Origin of the sequence: Candidatus Nitrotoga arctica, assembly GCF_918378365.1 — a bacterium.
GTDB classification, from domain to species: domain Bacteria; phylum Pseudomonadota; class Gammaproteobacteria; order Burkholderiales; family Gallionellaceae; genus Nitrotoga; species Nitrotoga arctica.
This window is the reverse complement of sequence record NZ_OU912926.1, coordinates 1,798,261-1,814,890: the sequence shown is the minus strand read 5'-3', so window position 1 is coordinate 1,814,890 and position 16,630 is coordinate 1,798,261. Positions and strand designations below refer to the sequence as shown.

17 protein-coding genes and 1 other RNA gene are annotated in these 16,630 nt (G+C 52.4%); all 18 read left to right on the top strand.

Annotation, left to right across the window (positions count from 1 at the left end; all coding sequences use genetic code 11):
* The first annotated feature begins 132 nt into the window (after positions 1-132).
* The 18 genes from MKZ32_RS08170 to rluB all read left to right on the top strand — a co-directional run bounded on the left by MKZ32_RS08170 (position 133) and on the right by rluB (position 16,630).
* Entirely contained in the window at positions 133-543 is a 411-nt protein-coding gene (locus tag MKZ32_RS08170) for a hypothetical protein (protein ID WP_239796826.1), read from the top strand.
* A 206-nt stretch (positions 544-749) separates the two neighbouring features.
* Positions 750-1,727 (top strand): arsenosugar biosynthesis radical SAM (seleno)protein ArsS, encoded by a 978-nt coding sequence (gene arsS / locus MKZ32_RS08165; protein WP_239796825.1) that lies wholly within the window; start codon positions 750-752, stop codon positions 1,725-1,727.
* Positions 1,724-3,874, top strand: coding sequence for an FAD-dependent oxidoreductase (locus MKZ32_RS08160; protein WP_239796824.1), 2,151 nt, complete (start codon positions 1,724-1,726; stop codon positions 3,872-3,874). The genes arsS and MKZ32_RS08160 overlap by 4 nt, the downstream gene beginning before the upstream one ends.
* Before the next feature lie 3 nt (positions 3,875-3,877).
* Positions 3,878-4,552, top strand: a complete 675-nt coding sequence (locus MKZ32_RS08155) for a TIGR04283 family arsenosugar biosynthesis glycosyltransferase (RefSeq protein WP_239796823.1) — start codon at positions 3,878-3,880, stop codon at positions 4,550-4,552.
* Positions 4,549-5,163 carry a TIGR04282 family arsenosugar biosynthesis glycosyltransferase gene (locus tag MKZ32_RS08150; RefSeq protein ID WP_239796822.1) on the top strand — a complete coding sequence of 205 codons (615 nt, stop codon included), beginning with the start codon at positions 4,549-4,551 and terminating at the stop codon, positions 5,161-5,163. The genes MKZ32_RS08155 and MKZ32_RS08150 overlap by 4 nt, the downstream gene beginning before the upstream one ends.
* Positions 5,160-5,918, top strand: coding sequence for a DUF3047 domain-containing protein (locus MKZ32_RS08145; protein WP_239796821.1), 759 nt, complete (start codon positions 5,160-5,162; stop codon positions 5,916-5,918). Before MKZ32_RS08150 ends, MKZ32_RS08145 begins: the two co-directional genes overlap by 4 nt.
* A gap of 42 nt (positions 5,919-5,960) precedes the next feature.
* Positions 5,961-6,113 (top strand): hypothetical protein, encoded by a 153-nt coding sequence (locus MKZ32_RS08140; RefSeq protein ID WP_239796820.1) that lies wholly within the window; start codon positions 5,961-5,963, stop codon positions 6,111-6,113.
* A gap of 384 nt (positions 6,114-6,497) precedes the next feature.
* Entirely contained in the window at positions 6,498-7,736 is a 1,239-nt protein-coding gene (locus tag MKZ32_RS08135; protein WP_239796819.1) for a hypothetical protein, read from the top strand.
* A 4-nt stretch (positions 7,737-7,740) separates the two neighbouring features.
* Positions 7,741-8,355, top strand: coding sequence for a hypothetical protein (locus MKZ32_RS08130; protein ID WP_239796818.1), 615 nt, complete (start codon positions 7,741-7,743; stop codon positions 8,353-8,355).
* 188 nt (positions 8,356-8,543) lie between these two features.
* The gene (zwf, locus tag MKZ32_RS08125) at positions 8,544-10,049 is read left to right on the top strand and encodes a glucose-6-phosphate dehydrogenase (protein ID WP_239796817.1); all 1,506 of its coding nucleotides are present in this window, start codon (positions 8,544-8,546) and stop codon (positions 10,047-10,049) included.
* A 1-nt stretch (position 10,050) separates the two neighbouring features.
* Positions 10,051-11,058: a glucokinase gene (gene glk / locus MKZ32_RS08120; RefSeq protein ID WP_239796816.1), complete on the top strand. Its 1,008-nt coding sequence runs from the start codon at positions 10,051-10,053 to the stop codon at positions 11,056-11,058.
* 109 nt (positions 11,059-11,167) lie between these two features.
* Positions 11,168-12,178 (top strand): phosphogluconate dehydrogenase (NAD(+)-dependent, decarboxylating), encoded by a 1,011-nt coding sequence (gene gnd / locus MKZ32_RS08115; protein ID WP_239796815.1) that lies wholly within the window; start codon positions 11,168-11,170, stop codon positions 12,176-12,178.
* Positions 12,179-12,423: 245 nt separating this feature from the next.
* Positions 12,424-12,522, top strand: an RNA gene (ffs, locus tag MKZ32_RS08110) — signal recognition particle sRNA small type.
* A gap of 21 nt (positions 12,523-12,543) precedes the next feature.
* Positions 12,544-13,074, top strand: coding sequence for an acyloxyacyl hydrolase (locus MKZ32_RS08105; RefSeq protein ID WP_239796814.1), 531 nt, complete (start codon positions 12,544-12,546; stop codon positions 13,072-13,074).
* A 13-nt stretch (positions 13,075-13,087) separates the two neighbouring features.
* The gene (gene dnaX / locus MKZ32_RS08100; protein WP_239796813.1) at positions 13,088-14,713 is read left to right on the top strand and encodes a DNA polymerase III subunit gamma/tau; all 1,626 of its coding nucleotides are present in this window, start codon (positions 13,088-13,090) and stop codon (positions 14,711-14,713) included.
* 18 nt (positions 14,714-14,731) lie between these two features.
* Positions 14,732-15,058, top strand: coding sequence for a YbaB/EbfC family nucleoid-associated protein (locus tag MKZ32_RS08095; protein WP_173052114.1), 327 nt, complete (start codon positions 14,732-14,734; stop codon positions 15,056-15,058).
* A 25-nt stretch (positions 15,059-15,083) separates the two neighbouring features.
* Positions 15,084-15,683, top strand: a complete 600-nt coding sequence (gene recR, locus MKZ32_RS08090) for a recombination mediator RecR (RefSeq protein ID WP_239796812.1) — start codon at positions 15,084-15,086, stop codon at positions 15,681-15,683.
* Complete coding sequence (rluB, locus tag MKZ32_RS08085) at positions 15,680-16,630, top strand: 23S rRNA pseudouridine(2605) synthase RluB (protein WP_239796811.1); 951 nt, start codon at positions 15,680-15,682, stop codon at positions 16,628-16,630. Before recR ends, rluB begins: the two co-directional genes overlap by 4 nt.

Sequence of the window (16,630 nt, the reverse complement as noted above, 5' to 3'; positions counted from 1 at the left end):
GCCTCTGAGTTTCTCGCCGCATTTGAGTCAGCGGCCAAACTCCTGGAACAGCAAGGCCATATCGAGTGAAGCCCCAGTGAGGGCCTAACAAGTTGTTGCCGCTGAACTCGGCATTACCGAGCAAAACAGAACATGGATAAGTGGCGATTTTATACAAAGGAAGCCCACGCTCAGATTGAGTACGCGAAGTATGCGTGGGCTGCGTTCGAGAATTCGGAAAAGAGAGGGTGCGTAGAAGAAATTTTTCTCCATCTTCAACACTTCTTAAGTCACGCGGCAATTGTAGATAAGACCCTCGATCCAAAAAAAGGTAGTGAACGTGAACAAATACTACTCAATCGTGTTGACCTTTCACGCATAGACCTCAAGCCTTTCCGCAGGCTTAGAAATCATTTAGAGCATTTTGACGAAAGGCTAGATCATTGGGTATCAAAATATGATGGCAGCCCTTTCTTTGACATGAATCTTGTAACAGGGACAAAAGGGTTCCCGAATAAAGTCTTTCTTCGCGCACTTGACGCGCATATCTATAAATTTTATTGAGAAGACTTCGATCTTGATCAACTGCACAATACTCTTCTTGCAATTGAGCAGAGGTTGCCAAAATGAAAGTTTGTTAGTTATCGAATAAGATGCTGCAAATTTACGTTGTAAGTAATCTGGTTTCTGTAACGACTACAACTCAGGAACGCATTGCATTGTCCATCTGGTGAAATTGTGATGGATAAAAGAATTTACAGGAGTAAGTCATGCACGCCACTCTGCCTTTGCTACAAGCCACTGAATTCCCCGCTTTGCGTCGTCGCACGCTGGAAATTCTACAAGTCAATCTGGGTTACAAGTGCAACCAGACTTGCGTGCATTGTCATGTGAATGCCGGACCGACTCGTACCGAGATGATGGATAGTGAAACGGTGGCGCTGATTCCACAGGTGTTGGTGGCGCGCGACTTGCATACGCTTGATCTGACTGGTGGCGCACCGGAATTGCATGAGGGCTTTCGTGATCTGGTGCGCGCCGCTCGCGCGCAAGGCCGCACGGTGATTGACCGTTGCAATCTCACCATTCTGTTCGAGCCGGGACAGGAAGATCTCGCCGAATTTCTTGCCGTGCAGCAGGTCGAGATCGTCGCCTCGCTACCCTGTTACTCGCAGGACAATGTGGACAAGCAGCGCGGTAAAGGCACGTTCGATAAGAGTATTGTCGCACTGCAAAAACTCAATATGCTGGGTTACGGGCAGCCTGACAGCGGCCTGACGCTGAACCTGGTATTCAATCCGCAGGGCGCTTCACTGCCGCCAGATCAGACTGCGTTGCAAGCAGATTATCAGCGCGAGCTGTTCGAGCATTTTGGTATCGTGTTCAACCAGCTGTTTGTCATTACCAATATGCCGATCCAGCGTTTCGGTTCAATGTTGGTCTCCAAAGGCCGGTTTAACGACTACTTGCGCCTACTGCAAGAAAACTTCGCCGCTGCCAATCTCGACACGGTGATGTGCCGCAACCTGGTCAGCGTGGACTGGCAGGGATTTCTCTACGACTGCGATTTCAACCAGCAGTTGGGATTGGCTATCCGCGGTCAAGGTCGTCCGCATCTGCGTGATTTGCTGCAGCAAGACTTGCAGGATCATCCGATCCATGTTGCTGGCCACTGCTACGGCTGCACTGCCGGACAAGGCAGCAGTTGCGGCGGCGCATTGAAAGAAGAAGAAAGCCTCGCCACATGAAGCGTGCGCTGCTCGTTATGTTGATTCTTGTGCTGGTCGTCAGCTTCTTTGCCTTCGATCTAGAGCGGTTTTTGACCTTGGAATCGCTCAAGCAGAGTCAGCATGATTTTACTGCGTTCAAGGCGCAGTCGCCCTGGTTGGTCGCGGCAGTTGGTTTTGTGCTGTATGTAATCGTCGCTGCGCTTTCCTTGCCGGGCGCATTGGTTATGACACTGGCCATGGGTGCGTTGTTTGGGTTGCTGATGGGCACGCTGTTGGTGTCATTTGCTTCCAGCATCGGCGCGACGCTAGCTTTCCTGGCTTCGCGCTTTGTGTTGCGCGACACTGTGCAGCAACGCTTCGGCGACAAGTTGAAAGCGATTAACGACGGGGTGGCCAAAGACGGGGCTTGGTACCTGTTTACCTTGCGTCTGATTCCCGTGTTTCCATTTTTTCTCGTCAACCTGCTAATGGGACTCACGCCGATGCGCACCCGCACCTTCTATTGGGTTAGTCAGGTGGGGATGTTGGCGGGCACATTGGTGTTCGTGAATGCGGGGACACAACTCGCGCAATTGCAAAGTCTGGCCGGTATTTTGTCACCGGGCTTATTGTTTTCGTTTGTACTGTTGGGAGTTTTCCCGATAATAGCCAAAAAAATAACGACTTGGCTGCAACGCCGCCGCATTTATGCCAAATGGAATCTTCCGGCACGATTCGACCGCAATCTGATCGTGATCGGCGGCGGAGCGGGTGGGCTGGTGTCCGCCTATATCGCGTCGACGGTCAAGGCCAAGGTGACGCTGATTGAGGCGAACAAGATGGGGGGCGATTGCCTCAATTACGGCTGCGTGCCGAGCAAGGCGTTGATCAGAAGTGCCAAGCTGGCGCATCAAATACGTCACGCCGATTATTATGGGCTAGAGGCGAACGAAGCAAAGTTCAGTTTTCAAAAAGTGATGGCGCGTGTGCATGAGGTCATCCGCACCGTGGCGCCGCACGACAGCGAGGAACGCTATACCGACCTGGGCGTGGAAGTGCTGCAAGGCTATGCGCGCATTACCGACCCGTGGACGGTGGAAATAAAATTGAACGATGGCACGACTCAAGTGCTCACCACGCGCAGTATCATCATTGCCACCGGTGCGCGGCCTTTCGTGCCGCCGCTGCCCGGTTTGGATGAGGTGGGCTACGTTACCAGCGAAACTCTGTGGGAAACATTCGCCAAGCTGGACACGGCACCTGCGCGACTGGTGGTGCTGGGCGGCGGCCCGATCGGTTGTGAATTGGCACAGAGTTTCGCGCGATTGGGCTCGCATGTCACCCAGATCGAGAAGGGGTCGCGCATCATGGTTCGCGAAGATAGCGAAGTCTCCGAGTTGGCTCGCGCGTCGCTCACCGCAGATGGGGTGGGCGTGCTGACCGACCATAAGGCCGTGCGCTGCGAGCAGGAAGACGGTCACAAATACATCGTGGTTGAACAGGATGGCAAATCGCGCCGTATCGAGTTCGACGCGCTGTTGTGTGCTGTAGGCCGCGTGGCGCGGTTGACAGGCTACGGCCTGGAAGAGCTGGGTATTGAAACCCAGCGCACAGTGGTTACCAACGACTATCTGGAAACTATTTATCCCAATATTTTTGCGGCGGGCGATGTAGCCGGACCTTATCAGTTTACCCATATTGCCGCCCACCAAGGGTGGTATACAGCGGTGAACGCATTGTTTGGTGATTTCTGGAAATTCAAGGTAGATTACTCGGTGATACCCTGGTCAACTTTCATGGATCCGGAAATCGCGCGCGTCGGGCTCAACGAACAGGAAGCGCGCGAGCAAGGCATCCCTTATGAATTAGTGAAATACGGCATAGATGATCTCGATCGCGCCATCGTTGATGGCACGGCGTACGGCTTTGTCAAGGTGCTGACCGTGCCCGGCAAGGATAAGATCCTCGGTGCCACCATCGTTGGCGAACACGCTGGCGATTTGCTAATCGAGTTCGTGTTAGCGATGAAATACGGGCTGGGGCTGAATAAGATACTCAGTACCATCCACATTTACCCGACTCTGGCTGAAGCGAACAAATATGCTGCTGGGGAATGGAAACGCGCCCATGCGCCGCAAAAAGTGCTGGCGTGGCTGAAGCGCTATCACGCATGGAAGCGAGGCTGAACGATGCGTCTGTCCATTATTGTGCCGATGCTCAATGAAGCGGAGCAATTGCCGGAATTGTTCGCGCACTTGTTGCCATACCAGAAAGCCGGTTGCGAAATCATATTTGTTGATGGCGGCAGTGCGGATGGGTCAGCAATGCTGTTAGAGATGGCTGGATTCATTGCGTTGTGCACTTCTCGCGGCAGAGCAAATCAAATGAATGCCGGTGCATCACAGGCCAGCGGTGATGTGTTGTTATTTTTGCATGCCGACACGCGTCTGCCACAGGGTGCAACACATCACATCGAGCTAGCTTTGGCAAATAAAGAGCCTTGCTGGGGGCGTTTCGATGTGTGCATTACCGGTCGTCCCATTATGTTGCGCGTGGTCAGCCGCTTGATGAATTGGCGCTCGCGCTTGACCGGAATCGCCACCGGTGACCAGGCGATATTCGTGCGGCGTGCCGTGTTCGAGCATTTGCGGGGATTTCCTGATCAGCCGCTCATGGAGGATGTGGAGCTGAGCAAACGGTTGCTGGCGTTCTCGCGTCCCACCTGCATCGCGCATTGTGTGACGACATCCGGTCGCCGTTGGGAGGCGCGCGGGGTGTGGCGCACCATTTTGCTGATGTGGCGTTTGCGTTGGGCGTATTGGCGCGGCACGGATGCGGGTGAGTTGGTGAGGTTGTACCGATGATACCCACGCGCATCATTATCTTTGCCAAAGCCCCGCAGCCCGGTTTTGCCAAGACGCGCTTGATCCCTTTGCTGGGGGCTGAGGCTGCGGCCAAACTGGCGCTGCAGATGCTGTCCAACACTTTGTTCAACGCACTGGCCGCTGGCATCGGCACGGTCGAGTTATGCAGCACGCCCAAGATTGACGATATCGCTTGGCAAGGTATTGCATTGCCGGTTGGGATTGAAATTACCGATCAAGGCGAAGATGATCTCGGTGCGCGACTGGCGCGTGCATCAGAGCGCGCCATTGAAAATGCAGGATTCGTTTTATTGATTGGGACAGACTGCGTTGAAATGTCCGCCACCTTGTTGCGCGAGGCTGCTCAATCATTGCACGAACACGATGCAGTCATTCATTGCACCGCCGATGGCGGTTATGCGCTGCTGGGATTCAAGCGCTACAGTGCAGTGCTATTCAGTGGCATGCCGTGGAGCACCGATGCGGTTGCCAGTACTACCATTGCGCGCATCGAGCAGCTCGGCTGGTCGCTGTATGTCGGGCAATTGTTGCACGATGTGGATACGCCGCAGGATTTGAAATACTTGCTACCAAAAATAGAGATCTCATGACATTACGAAACTTAGTGCTGCTGATAGGGGCAATTTTCTCTTCACTGGCTCAAGCGAGCGAGGAAGTCAGGCTTGATCATTTCACCCAGGAGTCCGCGGATGTCCCGTCTCCGTGGCAATTGATACAGCTTAATAAAAAAGTACCACCCACCCATTACCGCGTCACGCGATGGGATGATGTGTTGGCCATCGAAGCCACTGCTGAGCGCAGTATGACGTTGCTGGCGCGACCGGTTGAGATCGATTTGAATCACACGCCGGTGCTGTGCTGGCGTTGGCGCGTGGATGCCCCGCTGGTCACGGCCGACATGGCCACCAAAGAAGGGGATGATTATGCTGCGCGCGTATATGTGTCGTTTGCCATGCCTGCGTCCGCGCTGAGTTTTGCGACGCGCGTCAAGCTCAAGTTGGCACGCAGTATCTATGGTGATGCGATGCCAGATGCCGCGATCAGTTATGTGTGGGACAACCGTTATCCGGTGGGTACGCGCAAGCCCAATGTCTATACCGACCGCATCCACATGATAGTGGCCGAATCGGGTGCTGCGAATGCAGGAAAATGGGTCGTTGCACGCCACGACGTGCACAAGGATATGGTTACGGAGTTCGGATCAGAGCAGGCGCACCTGGTTCTGCTCTCCGTTGCATCTGACACCGACAATACTGGAGAACACGCTCACGCCGGTTTCGCTGATTTTCAGTTTGTTGAGAAAGATGCGGCGTGTTTTGCAGAGCATGTTGCGGGCAAGCCCTGACCAATATTCAGTTCTAGACCAATACTTGACAAGAGAAATAACATGCACAACTTGCTGGAACAGCATGAAATTTATTATCACCATCGTGGCAGATACCGGCGATATCAAGGCGATCACTATCACCAACTGCAGGATGCCACCACCAATCCTTTATTGCTGCTCAAGGCTGTTACTTCCACTCATCGAAAATACTAAAGCCAGTTCCGGGACGCATCTCGGCCCAAGTGCCCTAGTCAATTATAGTTTCCTACTAATACTTTATTTTCATTACTGCCTCTGGATTTAATATAAAAATTAGAGGCGATAACTAGGCTGACACAGGGGGAGTGACTTGGAACATAACGAGGCATACTGCCTCATTTCCTTAAATTCTCTAAATTGTATGCGAAGAACGTGTAGGCAGTGCAACCCTCTCCGGGATCAAGTCCACCTTGGGAATTGTGCCGTCTCATTCAGGTATGAACCTCACAAAAAAATTATGAAAACCCCTACGATGACACTATACTTTTGAAGAGTTTCTCCCAGAGGGTTGACTTCAATGCAGCATTTTCATCCAGCTTCTAATAAAAGGAAGCCGCCTTGAACAATCGATTCAAACATTGGATTGCCCTGGCTTTCGTAGCCATTTGCGCTCTGACCATTGCAGCGAATGCAGCTGCACCGCCAATAGGGCGCCCGACTGGCGGACATGCGTACAAGACGGATCCCGCACCTCGTCATGAAAGTGATATCTCACGGCCAACCGATCGAAGGCCGGAACCAACCAACGAACGGGTAGCCGATTCGACCTATCTGGAACGTTGGAATACCGTTGGCTCCGAGTCTAAAAAGGCGGCATTTGCGAGACTGCTCGACAAGCGAGTACCAGGCCCCACTTTAATTGTCGCGACCCTGCTCGACGGTGACTACTTCAAGCGCGATAAAGCGGAGATCGACGAGGCTTGGAAAGGGAAGAACGGTGTGGCACCAGACACTTTTCCCAGCGAACCGGACGCAATCGAAGTATATTTCAAGCTCTATGTCGGGAGTACTATAGTCCTGATCGGTCATGTGGTTGACGGCGACTATGTGTTAACCGACGCGAATGGTAAGGACAAGGCGAGGTTGCCGATGGCCGCCTTGTCTAGTCAAGCCGCAAGGCATGGAGTGCTACTACTAGCGTTTGGCTGCGAGACAGCGGCCACCGGCAACCCTTTTGGCTTCCTGAACAAGATCAATGCAGGTGGAGTCGTGCGTTTTTTAGCGAAGATCGACAGTCAGCCCACTTTTAGAAGTCTGTTTAGCGCGATGGAGCTAATCGGTCCCATCAAGATTGACCTCGAACAAGGGGAGCCCCTCATCAATGCGATGTTAGCTCCAGTTGTAAAATCCAGCCCCTCTACGTCGAGCTCAAGTCAGAAAGAAACCGGACAGTTCGATACACAAACGTACGGTGGAATGCACGCGCGCATGGAATTCCCCAAAGACCTTTATGCCGACGTGACGGATGCCAACTTGACCAATGACACACCGTTAGTGTTGCGTTTCGTGGAGCGACTAACATTGGCGACTGGTTTCGCGTGGGTCGCTGAACTAATCACAGTACGCTTATCGACCAGCCGCTTCATACTTGCCAATCGCACCCGTGTTAACTGGCTGGGCATATTGTTTCAAATGATGAGGTTATTCCGATTTGCCAGGAAGACCGGCCTTGTAGTCGCGGCGATCATCTTCGTGGTATTTCTTGTGGTATTTCTCCTGGCGCTTTCTCCATTTCTGCTACTGGCACTAATCTTGCTATACTCCCTGTACCTTAACCTTAACGAGAAACGGAAATAGATTTATGACCTACAGTAATCTCAATGCCGTCATCGACATGGTCGCCCACGGCGAATTGCAAGGCCTTAAGGCATCCTATCCTGGAAATGAATCTCGGTTTTCAGTCTATAAACATTTTGGCGCAGAGGAAACTGCACCCGTGTCACTAGCGGCCACACCATCGTCCAGTGGTGTGGAACTTGCGCATGCCAAGGCTGGTGACAAGGCCAATCGCGAACAGCTCGACAAGCTGTTGGCCTACGCACGGAAGAAGATGAACTTGGCCTTCTGGATCAAGCAAGGTGGTGCGATTGGCGCAGTATTAACCAGTGCCATCACTGCCTATTTGGCCTGGACCGAGGAGGGGAAATCGAACAGCACTTTTCTCACTGCACTTGCTGCGGTCGCCGGCAGCTTGGTAGCGACATTGTCCGAACTGGTCATCAAGAGCCCTAGTGGAGTGTCGATCGCCTCTCCAAATGAATTTGCAAAATTGGTCGCGCTACGGATGGATGCGGAACGTATTAAGCTTTCTCTTGCGCGGATGAGCGTTGGCTCTGTAAACGAGGTAGAACTAAATATTATGCTCCACGACCAGGACGAGATCGCGTTGCAGGTCATGCGCTATTCAATCGCTTAGACCACGGCAGGGGGTTCTGTCACATTAGCAAAAGCAAACATAACGAATAGGAACACTTTGAAAAACCCCTTTTTCATGCCAATTTCTACTTGTTAAGGGAGAGTAAAACCCCGAATCCACCCGTTTACCCGAACCGCTGTTCCGGCTTGCCGGATATACAAGTCATTTCACATGAAAGGATAGTCCATATGAAAACCCTGGAACCCTGCACGCTGGTTTTTTTCGGTGCCGGCGGGAACCTCAGCCGACGCAAACTGATTCCAGCATTGTTTCATCTGGAAACTGCACAGCGTCTGCCTGCCCACCTGATCATCCTGGGCTGCGATATTGCCCCCTACGAGCATGAACAATGGCTGGATTTTGTATGTGACATTCTGCGTAAAGTGCATGGTGCGAAAATTGACGAGGGGGCACTGCAACGTTTTTGTACTCGCCTGCATTATTTTTCCATTCCACCCGGTGATGATGAAGCTTATACGCGACTGCAAACCTTGCTGGACGATGATCCGAAGTTTCCACCAAACGTGATGTATTACATGGCGGTGCGCCCCGTTGATTATCCCGGTATCGTGGAAAAACTGGGCAACATCGGGCTGTTGAAACAGCACAACGGCTGGCGTCGCGTGGTGATTGAAAAACCGTTCGGCTACGACCTGCTTTCCGCGCAGACCCTGCAAGCCAGTCTTTATCGTCATCTCGATGAGCCGCAGATTTATCGCATTGATCACTACCTCGGCAAGGGCACGGTGCAGAACATCATGGTGTTCCGCTTCGCAAACCTGCTGCTGGAACCGTTGTGGAAAAATCACTACATCGACCATGTGCAGATCACCCATTCCGAAACGCTGGGGGTGGAAGGACGCGCCGATTACTACGAAGGTGCAGGCGCGCTGCGCGACATGGTGCAGAGCCATTTGATGCAGTTGTTAGCGCTGGTGGCGATAGAGCCGCCGTTGAGCATGTCGGCAGAACACTTGCGTGACGAAAAAGTAAAAGTGCTGAAAGCCATCCGTCCCATCACCCAGAACGCGGTGCATGCCCATGCTTTTCGCGGCCAGTACGCCAGCGGCGTCATCGGCGGCAAGACCGTGCCTGGTTATTTGGAAGAGCCAAATGTCGCGCCGGGCAGCACGACCGAAACTTATGCCGCAATGAAATTATTCATCGACAACTGGCGCTGGGCGGGCGTGCCGTTTTATCTGCGTACCGGCAAACGCATGGCGGAAGGTAGCTCGGCGATTTGCATTCGCTTCAAGGCGCCGCCGCAGGATTTGCTGCGGCACATCCGTAAAGGTGCGCCGCAACCAAACTGGATTATGCTCGGCATCCAGCCGGACGATTGTCTGAAGATGGAATTGCAGGTCAAGGTGCCGGGGTTGGATATGCAAACACGTACCATCAGCCTGGACGCGACGTATCGCAAAGCTGGCGAGGAAGATTTTGATGCTTACGAGGGATTGATCCTTGATGTCATCCTCGGCGACCACTCGCTGTTTCTGCGCATCGATGAAGTCGAGGCGGCCTGGCGCGTGGTCGATCCAGTAATCAAGGTGTGGTCGATGGAGCGCAGCTTCATCAATACCTATCCCGCCGGTAGCTGGGGGCCGCGCGGCACCTACCGCCTGTTCGATCGTGAAGACCAGTTCTGGCGCCATTCCTTAAATCCAGAAGGTGGCAATCTTGAGGCATATTAAAATGGGACCTATCCTTACCGGTGATATCGGCGGTACCAAGACCCGTTTGGCGTTAGTCGACGTGAACGGTAGTGACGTTGTGATCCTCCACGAACTTAGTTATGCCAGCCAGCGTTATGACACTTTTGAAACGTTGCTGAGTGAGTTTTTGTCAGCGGGTAATCACGTTGACGATGCGACTTTTGGCATTGCCGGGCAGGTGCAGAGTGGCGTGGCGCAAGCGACTAATTTGCCGTGGCGGATCGATGCCGCCGCGCTGCGCCAACGCTTCGGTTTTTTGCGCTGTCATCTGCTGAATGATTTAGAGGCCACAGCTTATGGTTTGCCCGCGCTAGGTGATGCTGATTTATTGACGCTGCAAGCGGGGTCGCCCGAAGCGCTGGGTAATGTGGCGGTGATCGCTGCCGGGACGGGTTTAGGCGAGGCGGGTTTATATTGGGACGGACAATCCCATTGCCCCTTCGCTACGGAAGGCGGACACGCTACGTTCAGTCCGCGCAATACCTTGGAATTTGCCTTACTAAGACATTTACAACAACGCCATTCTGAGCACATGAGGGGACATGTCAGTTGGGAGCGTGTCGTTTCCGGCATGGGGCTGCTAGATCTGTATGCATTCTTGCTTGACTACCGGCATGTATCAACCCCGGCGTGGCTAGCGGAAGAGATGCGTAACGCAGATACAGCGGCGGCTATTTCCGCTGCGGCACTGGCAGGCAGCGATACAATATGCCTGGAGACGATGCAATTATTCGTCAGCTTGTATGGCGCGGAAGCCGGCAATCTGGCACTCAAGGTCATGAGCCGGGGCGGTCTCTATATTGGTGGTGGCATCGCGCCGAAAATATTACCGCTGTTGCAGACAGGTGATTTCCTCAATGCCTTTCTTGATAAAGGGCGAATGCGACCATTACTGACGGCGATGCCGGTCAAGGTGATTCTGAATGATCGCGCGGCATTGTATGGTCCGGCCTTATTCGCTGCACATCATGCTGAAAAGATAGTTTGAACGGCTTTCACCGTGCCGAACATTTCGGGGCTGGCTTTATGTCTGGATGCAGAGCACTGAACCGGGGTTACACCCCATGCCGCAGAAAATTTTATTAAAGGAGTAAATAATGCAGATCGGAATGATAGGGTTGGGACGTATGGGTGCAAACATGGTGCGTCGTTTGCAGCGCGCCGGACATCAATGTGTAGTGTTCGATCGCAGCAGCGAAGCGGTGCAGGCACTGGCAAAAGAAGGCATGACACCTGCTGCCAGCGTGCAGGAGTTTGTGAATAAATTGAGTGCACCGCGCGCCATTTGGCTAATGTTGCCCGCGGCGGTGGTGGACGCCAGCATCGCGGAACTGACCCCGTTGCTGAGTGCGGACGACATCATCATTGACGGCGGTAATTCCTATTATAAAGACGACATCGTCCGCGCAAAGAGTCTGTCAGCGCAGTCCATCCATTATGCGGATGTGGGAGTCAGCGGTGGGACTTGGGGGCTGGAGCGCGGCTATTGCCTGATGATCGGTGCCCAGCAGCACACGGTTGCGCGCTTGCAACCCATCTTTGCCGCACTGGCGCCGGGTGTGGGAACCACGCCGCGCACCGAAGGACGCAGCGGCCAGCCGAGCACGGCCGAGATCGGCTATTTGCACTGCGGCCCTGAGGGAGCCGGGCACTTCGTCAAGATGGTTCACAATGGTATTGAATACGGCATGATGGCCGCCTTTGCCGAAGGTTTCAATCTGCTGCGTCATGCCAATGTGGGTAACATGTCACACGGGGTGGATGCGGAGACTACCCCATTACGCGAGCCGGAAGCTTTCCGCTACGATATCGACGTGGCTGAAGTGGCTGAATTGTGGCGGCGCGGCAGCGTGGTGAGTTCCTGGTTACTGGATTTGACCGCGCACGCGTTGCAAGCCGATCCCAACCTGGAAGGGTTCGGCGGCAAGGTGTCGGATTCCGGCGAAGGACGCTGGACCAGCATCGCCGCTATCGAATCGGGTACACCCGCGCCGGTTCTCACCGCCGCATTATTTGATCGCTTTAATTCGCGTGGAGAAGCAGATTATGGCAATAAATTATTGTCCGCCTTGCGCTATGAATTCGGTGGACATCACGAGAAACGCTAGTAGGAATACAGCTCTCGTTCGGGTTCATACCACATTGTACAAGGCTGGATTTTGCCAGCCGATTCATTTGATAGTATTATAATAAGATATAAGTGGTTCAATAGCCGTAGAAAGTATCGCCAGGGCAAAACGCATTAAGAATGAAACCTGAATGCGCATTATATACAAATACATTAGTATTTTTAGTGGCTTAGTTACGGTCTCTTGGTATTGCGCAGCAGGCTGTTGGATAGCTTGAAAGAATTGGCGGGCCTCCCCGCATTGCAAGGTGGTGAACCTGGTCAGATCCGGAAGGAAGCAGCCATAACCATTTACTGCAAGTGCCGGGGGCAAGGCTCGCCTCCTTATTCGAAGTTGGAGTGACAATGAAAAAAATCTGTGTACTGATCGGTGCGCTATTGTTAAATGGGAATGTGTGGGCCATAGATGGTGTTTCCGCTGAGATTGGAAGTGGCGATAAAACCAATATGGCGCGTATCGGCGCCCAATGGGATTGGCAAAAGAAGTGGTTTACCGAGGGCAACTGGTTGGTGACTGGCTATTGGGAAGCTTCAGCGGGACGTTGGAACGGCCAAAACAGTGCGGGCAGTAATCACAACATTACGGATATCGGTTTTACTCCGGTATTTCGTTTGCAACAGAAAAATCTTTCCGGCTTAGCGCCCTATCTGGAAGCAGGGATCGGAGTTCATCTGATTTCCGATATTCATATCAATGCCGACCGTAGATTTAGTACCGCTTTTCAATTCGGTGATCATCTCGGCGCAGGCCTGCGTTTCGGTGATCGGAAGCAGTTCGATCTGGGCTATCGTTTCCAGCATCTATCTAATGGTTCAATTAAGCACCCAAATCCAGGCATCAATTTTAGCCAAATTCGCCTTGCCTACCATTTTTGAGACAACGTAAATTTTGTCAGTAACTTCTGTTCTAGCGCGCAAATGGCGACCTAAGATCTTCGCGCAATTGGCGGGGCAGAAGCATGTTGTGCAGGCATTAAGCAATGCGCTGACACAAAACCGTTTACATCACGCCTATTTGTTTACTGGTACGCGCGGCGTGGGAAAAACCACCATCGCCCGCATTTTTGCAAAATCCTTGAATTGTATCAACGGCGTTACCGCCACACCGTGTGGAATTTGCAGCGCGTGCACGGAAATCGACAGTGGACGTTTTGTTGATCTCATTGAATTGGATGCAGCGTCTAATACCGGGATTGATAATATGCGCGAAGTACTGGATAACGCGCAATATCTGCCCACATTGGGACGCTACAAAGTTTATCTGATTGATGAAGTACATATGCTTTCCAAGGCAGCGTTTAACTCGATGTTGAAGACATTGGAAGAGCCGCCCGCACACGTCAAATTTATTCTTGCCACAACTGACCCGCAAAAAATCCCCGTCACTGTGCTGTCGCGCTGTTTGCAGTTTAATCTGAAACAATTGCCGCCCGCACTAATCGTCACACACTTGGAGTATGTGCTGGGGCAGGAAGACATCACGTTTGAAATCGCTGCGCTGTCATTGCTGGCCCGTGCGGCGCAGGGCAGTATGCGCGATGCGTTAAGCTTGCTCGATCAAGCCATTGCCTATTCCGATTCCAGAATCGATGAGGCGACGGTCCGTAATATGTTAGGCGCGATTGACCAAAGTTATCTGTATGACGTGTTGCAAACGTTGCTAGCGCGGGACGGAGTTGGTTTACTGCGTATTGCTGACGATATGCAAAGTCGCAGTTTGGCATTTGATGTTGCCTTGCAAGACTTGGCGACTCTGTTGCACCATGTTGCTTTGGCACAGACGGTGCCGCAAGCCATCGCAGAAGATGAGCCGGAGCGAACGCGCTTACTAGAACTGGCGCAGATTTTTAGCGCGGAGGAAATCCAGTTGTATTATCAGATTGCCATACACGGGCGTAATGAAATTGACCTTGCGCCTGATGAGTATGCTGGTTTTACCATGACCTTGTTGCGCATGTTGGCATTTAGGCCAGCTGGCACTAAGGCAATGTTGGAACAGCGCACAGCTGAAGTCACTGCGCCGCCGACAGTTCACGCTACCGAGACACTTGTGCCAAAACCGAAGCAGCAACTTCAACCGCAACCTATTCAGACTATTTCCCCACCAGTCAATCCGGTAGAAATTACTTCGGTGGCGCTTGATTGGAGCACATTATTGGCACAACTGAATGTGCAAGGTATGGCGCGCGAATTGGCGAAGCATTGCACGTTGGAAAGTTTTATTGAGGGGCGGTTAACTTTAATTTTAGCGCCGCAGCACAAACATTTGTTGACCAATAAAATGGCTCAGGAAAAATTGCAGACTGCTCTTGCCGACTATTTCGTTCAGTCAGTGCGATTGTCGGTTACGTTAGGTGTGAACAACGTGGCAACGCCAGCCGCAGTCGAGCAACGTGTAAAACAGACACGTCAGCAGCACGCAGTTGAGGCCATTATGCAAGACCCATTTGTGCGTGAGGCACAGGCACAACTAGGCGCGCAGATACTTGAAGAAACGATTAAATCAATACAATAAGTTAAGGAGGGTATGCACATGATGAAGGGCGGATTGGCCGGGATGATGAAACAAGCCCAGCAGATGCAACAGAACATGAAAAAGGCGCAGGACGAGCTGGCTACAGTCGAGGTAGAAGGCCAAGCCGGTTCCGGCATGGTAAAAGTAGTTATGACCTGTGCGCACGATGTACGCCGCGTGATGCTGGATAACAGCCTGTTATCCGACGATAAGGAAATGCTGGAAGATTTGATCGTGGCGGCAATGAATGATGCGATGAAACAGGTTGCTGCAGTGACCCAACAAAAAATGGGCGGTTTCACAGCGGGCATGAATCTGCCGCCCGGCATGAGTTTGCCGTTCTGAAAACCATAATGTTTTTAGTACCTGAATGAACACGCTTTCCAGTCTGGATGAAATGATAGCCGCCTTGCGCTGTCTGCCCGGTGTTGGACCTAAATCTGCGCAGCGTATGGCATACCACTTGTTGCAACGTGACAAACCAGGCGCATTGCGGCTGGCACGGGCGCTTGGACACGCTGTGGAAAGCATCCATCATTGTGCCAAGTGTAATAATTTTTCCGAAGAAGAAATTTGCGCTTTATGCCGTTCGCCCAAGCGTGATGCTAGCCTGCTGTGTGTAGTGGAGATGCCGGCAGACTTGCTCATGATGGAACAGGCGCAGTGCTATCGCGGTATGTATTTTGTGCTGATGGGACGGCTTTCTCCACTGGATGGCATTGGCCCGCGTGAATTGCACCTTGAACGGCTGGTTAGGCGGGCACAGGAAAATACATGCGAAGTGATACTCGCCACTAATTTCACCGTCGAAGGTGATGCCACTGCACACTACATTACTATCTTGCTATGTGCGCAGGGCATCAAAGTGTCACGCATCGCGCGTGGGCTGCCAGTGGGTGGCGAACTGGAACATGTGGATAGCGGTACGCTGGCGCAAGCCGTGCTGGAAAGGCGAGAGGTTACGGGATGAACGAACAGGTAAAGCAACCAGAACAACAAGGCGAGCGCTTACAGAAGGTATTGGCGCAAGTCGGTTTGGGTTCCCGTCGTACTATGGAAGAATGGATTTCCGCTGGGCGCATAACGGTGAACGGAGAAGTGGCGACGCTGGGTATGCGTGTGACCGAAGATGACGTAGTACGTGCCGACAAGCGTATTGTTAACATTAGAACAAGTAACAATAATTTGCCGCGTGTATTGCTGTATCACAAGCAGGAAGGCGAGATTGTTAGTCGCGATGATCCGGAAAAGCGTGCAAACGTATTCGACAAATTACCTAAGTTGCGAGGCATGAAATGGATTGCCATTGGGCGGCTCGATTTTAATACCAGTGGGCTGTTGATTTTTACGACCTCTGGTGATCTGGCTAACCGACTAATGCATCCGCGTTTTGAAGTAGAACGTGAATACGCTGTGCGCGTGCAGGGCAGTATGACTGATGAGCAGATGGAGCTGATGGTGAAGGAAGGAATCACCTTGGAGGATGGCCCAGTGAAGTTCGAGAGGCTTACCGACGAAGGAGGGGAGGGCTACAACCACTGGTATCGCCTGATGTTGAAGGAAGGACGCAATCGCATTGTGCGTCGTACCTTCGAGGCATTAGGTTTGCCCATTAGCCGTTTAATACGTGTGCGCTTCGGCATCGTTAATCTGCCGCCTCGTTTGAAGCGCGGCACGCTGGCAGAACTCGGCACAGGAGAGGTGAGTCAAATTCTTGACTGGGTGGGCATGGAATCGAAACCTGTTACGGAGAAAGTCGCCCCATGGACTGGAAGCAAGGCCGAAAAATTTGATAACGGAATTACGGATGCAGGGCATAAAAGCAAAAAAATAGGCACTGACATGAGCGCCGCTCCCCATCGCAAGACAGACTCACGTCGCAGCACAACACCGTTTAAAAATAAAGTGCGCTCCTGA

Excerpts from the sequence above, each read along its gene's own strand:
- gnd (WP_239796815.1), top strand. The coding sequence starts at position 11,168 with ATGCAGATCGGAATGATAGGGTTGGGACGTATGGGTGCAAACATGGTG.
- rluB (WP_239796811.1), top strand. The coding sequence starts at position 15,680 with ATGAACGAACAGGTAAAGCAACCAGAACAACAAGGCGAGCGCTTACAG.
- MKZ32_RS08105 (WP_239796814.1), top strand. The coding sequence starts at position 12,544 with ATGAAAAAAATCTGTGTACTGATCGGTGCGCTATTGTTAAATGGGAAT.
- MKZ32_RS08150 (WP_239796822.1), top strand. The coding sequence starts at position 4,549 with ATGATACCCACGCGCATCATTATCTTTGCCAAAGCCCCGCAGCCCGGT.
- MKZ32_RS08130 (WP_239796818.1), top strand. The coding sequence starts at position 7,741 with ATGACCTACAGTAATCTCAATGCCGTCATCGACATGGTCGCCCACGGC.
- MKZ32_RS08155 (WP_239796823.1), top strand. The coding sequence starts at position 3,878 with ATGCGTCTGTCCATTATTGTGCCGATGCTCAATGAAGCGGAGCAATTG.
- zwf (WP_239796817.1), top strand. The coding sequence starts at position 8,544 with ATGAAAACCCTGGAACCCTGCACGCTGGTTTTTTTCGGTGCCGGCGGG.
- MKZ32_RS08095 (WP_173052114.1), top strand. The coding sequence starts at position 14,732 with ATGATGAAGGGCGGATTGGCCGGGATGATGAAACAAGCCCAGCAGATG.
- MKZ32_RS08170 (WP_239796826.1), top strand. The coding sequence starts at position 133 with ATGGATAAGTGGCGATTTTATACAAAGGAAGCCCACGCTCAGATTGAG.
- glk (WP_239796816.1), top strand. The coding sequence starts at position 10,051 with ATGGGACCTATCCTTACCGGTGATATCGGCGGTACCAAGACCCGTTTG.
- recR (WP_239796812.1), top strand. The coding sequence starts at position 15,084 with ATGAACACGCTTTCCAGTCTGGATGAAATGATAGCCGCCTTGCGCTGT.
- MKZ32_RS08140 (WP_239796820.1), top strand. The coding sequence starts at position 5,961 with ATGCACAACTTGCTGGAACAGCATGAAATTTATTATCACCATCGTGGC.
- MKZ32_RS08160 (WP_239796824.1), top strand. The coding sequence starts at position 1,724 with ATGAAGCGTGCGCTGCTCGTTATGTTGATTCTTGTGCTGGTCGTCAGC.
- MKZ32_RS08145 (WP_239796821.1), top strand. The coding sequence starts at position 5,160 with ATGACATTACGAAACTTAGTGCTGCTGATAGGGGCAATTTTCTCTTCA.
- arsS (WP_239796825.1), top strand. The coding sequence starts at position 750 with ATGCACGCCACTCTGCCTTTGCTACAAGCCACTGAATTCCCCGCTTTG.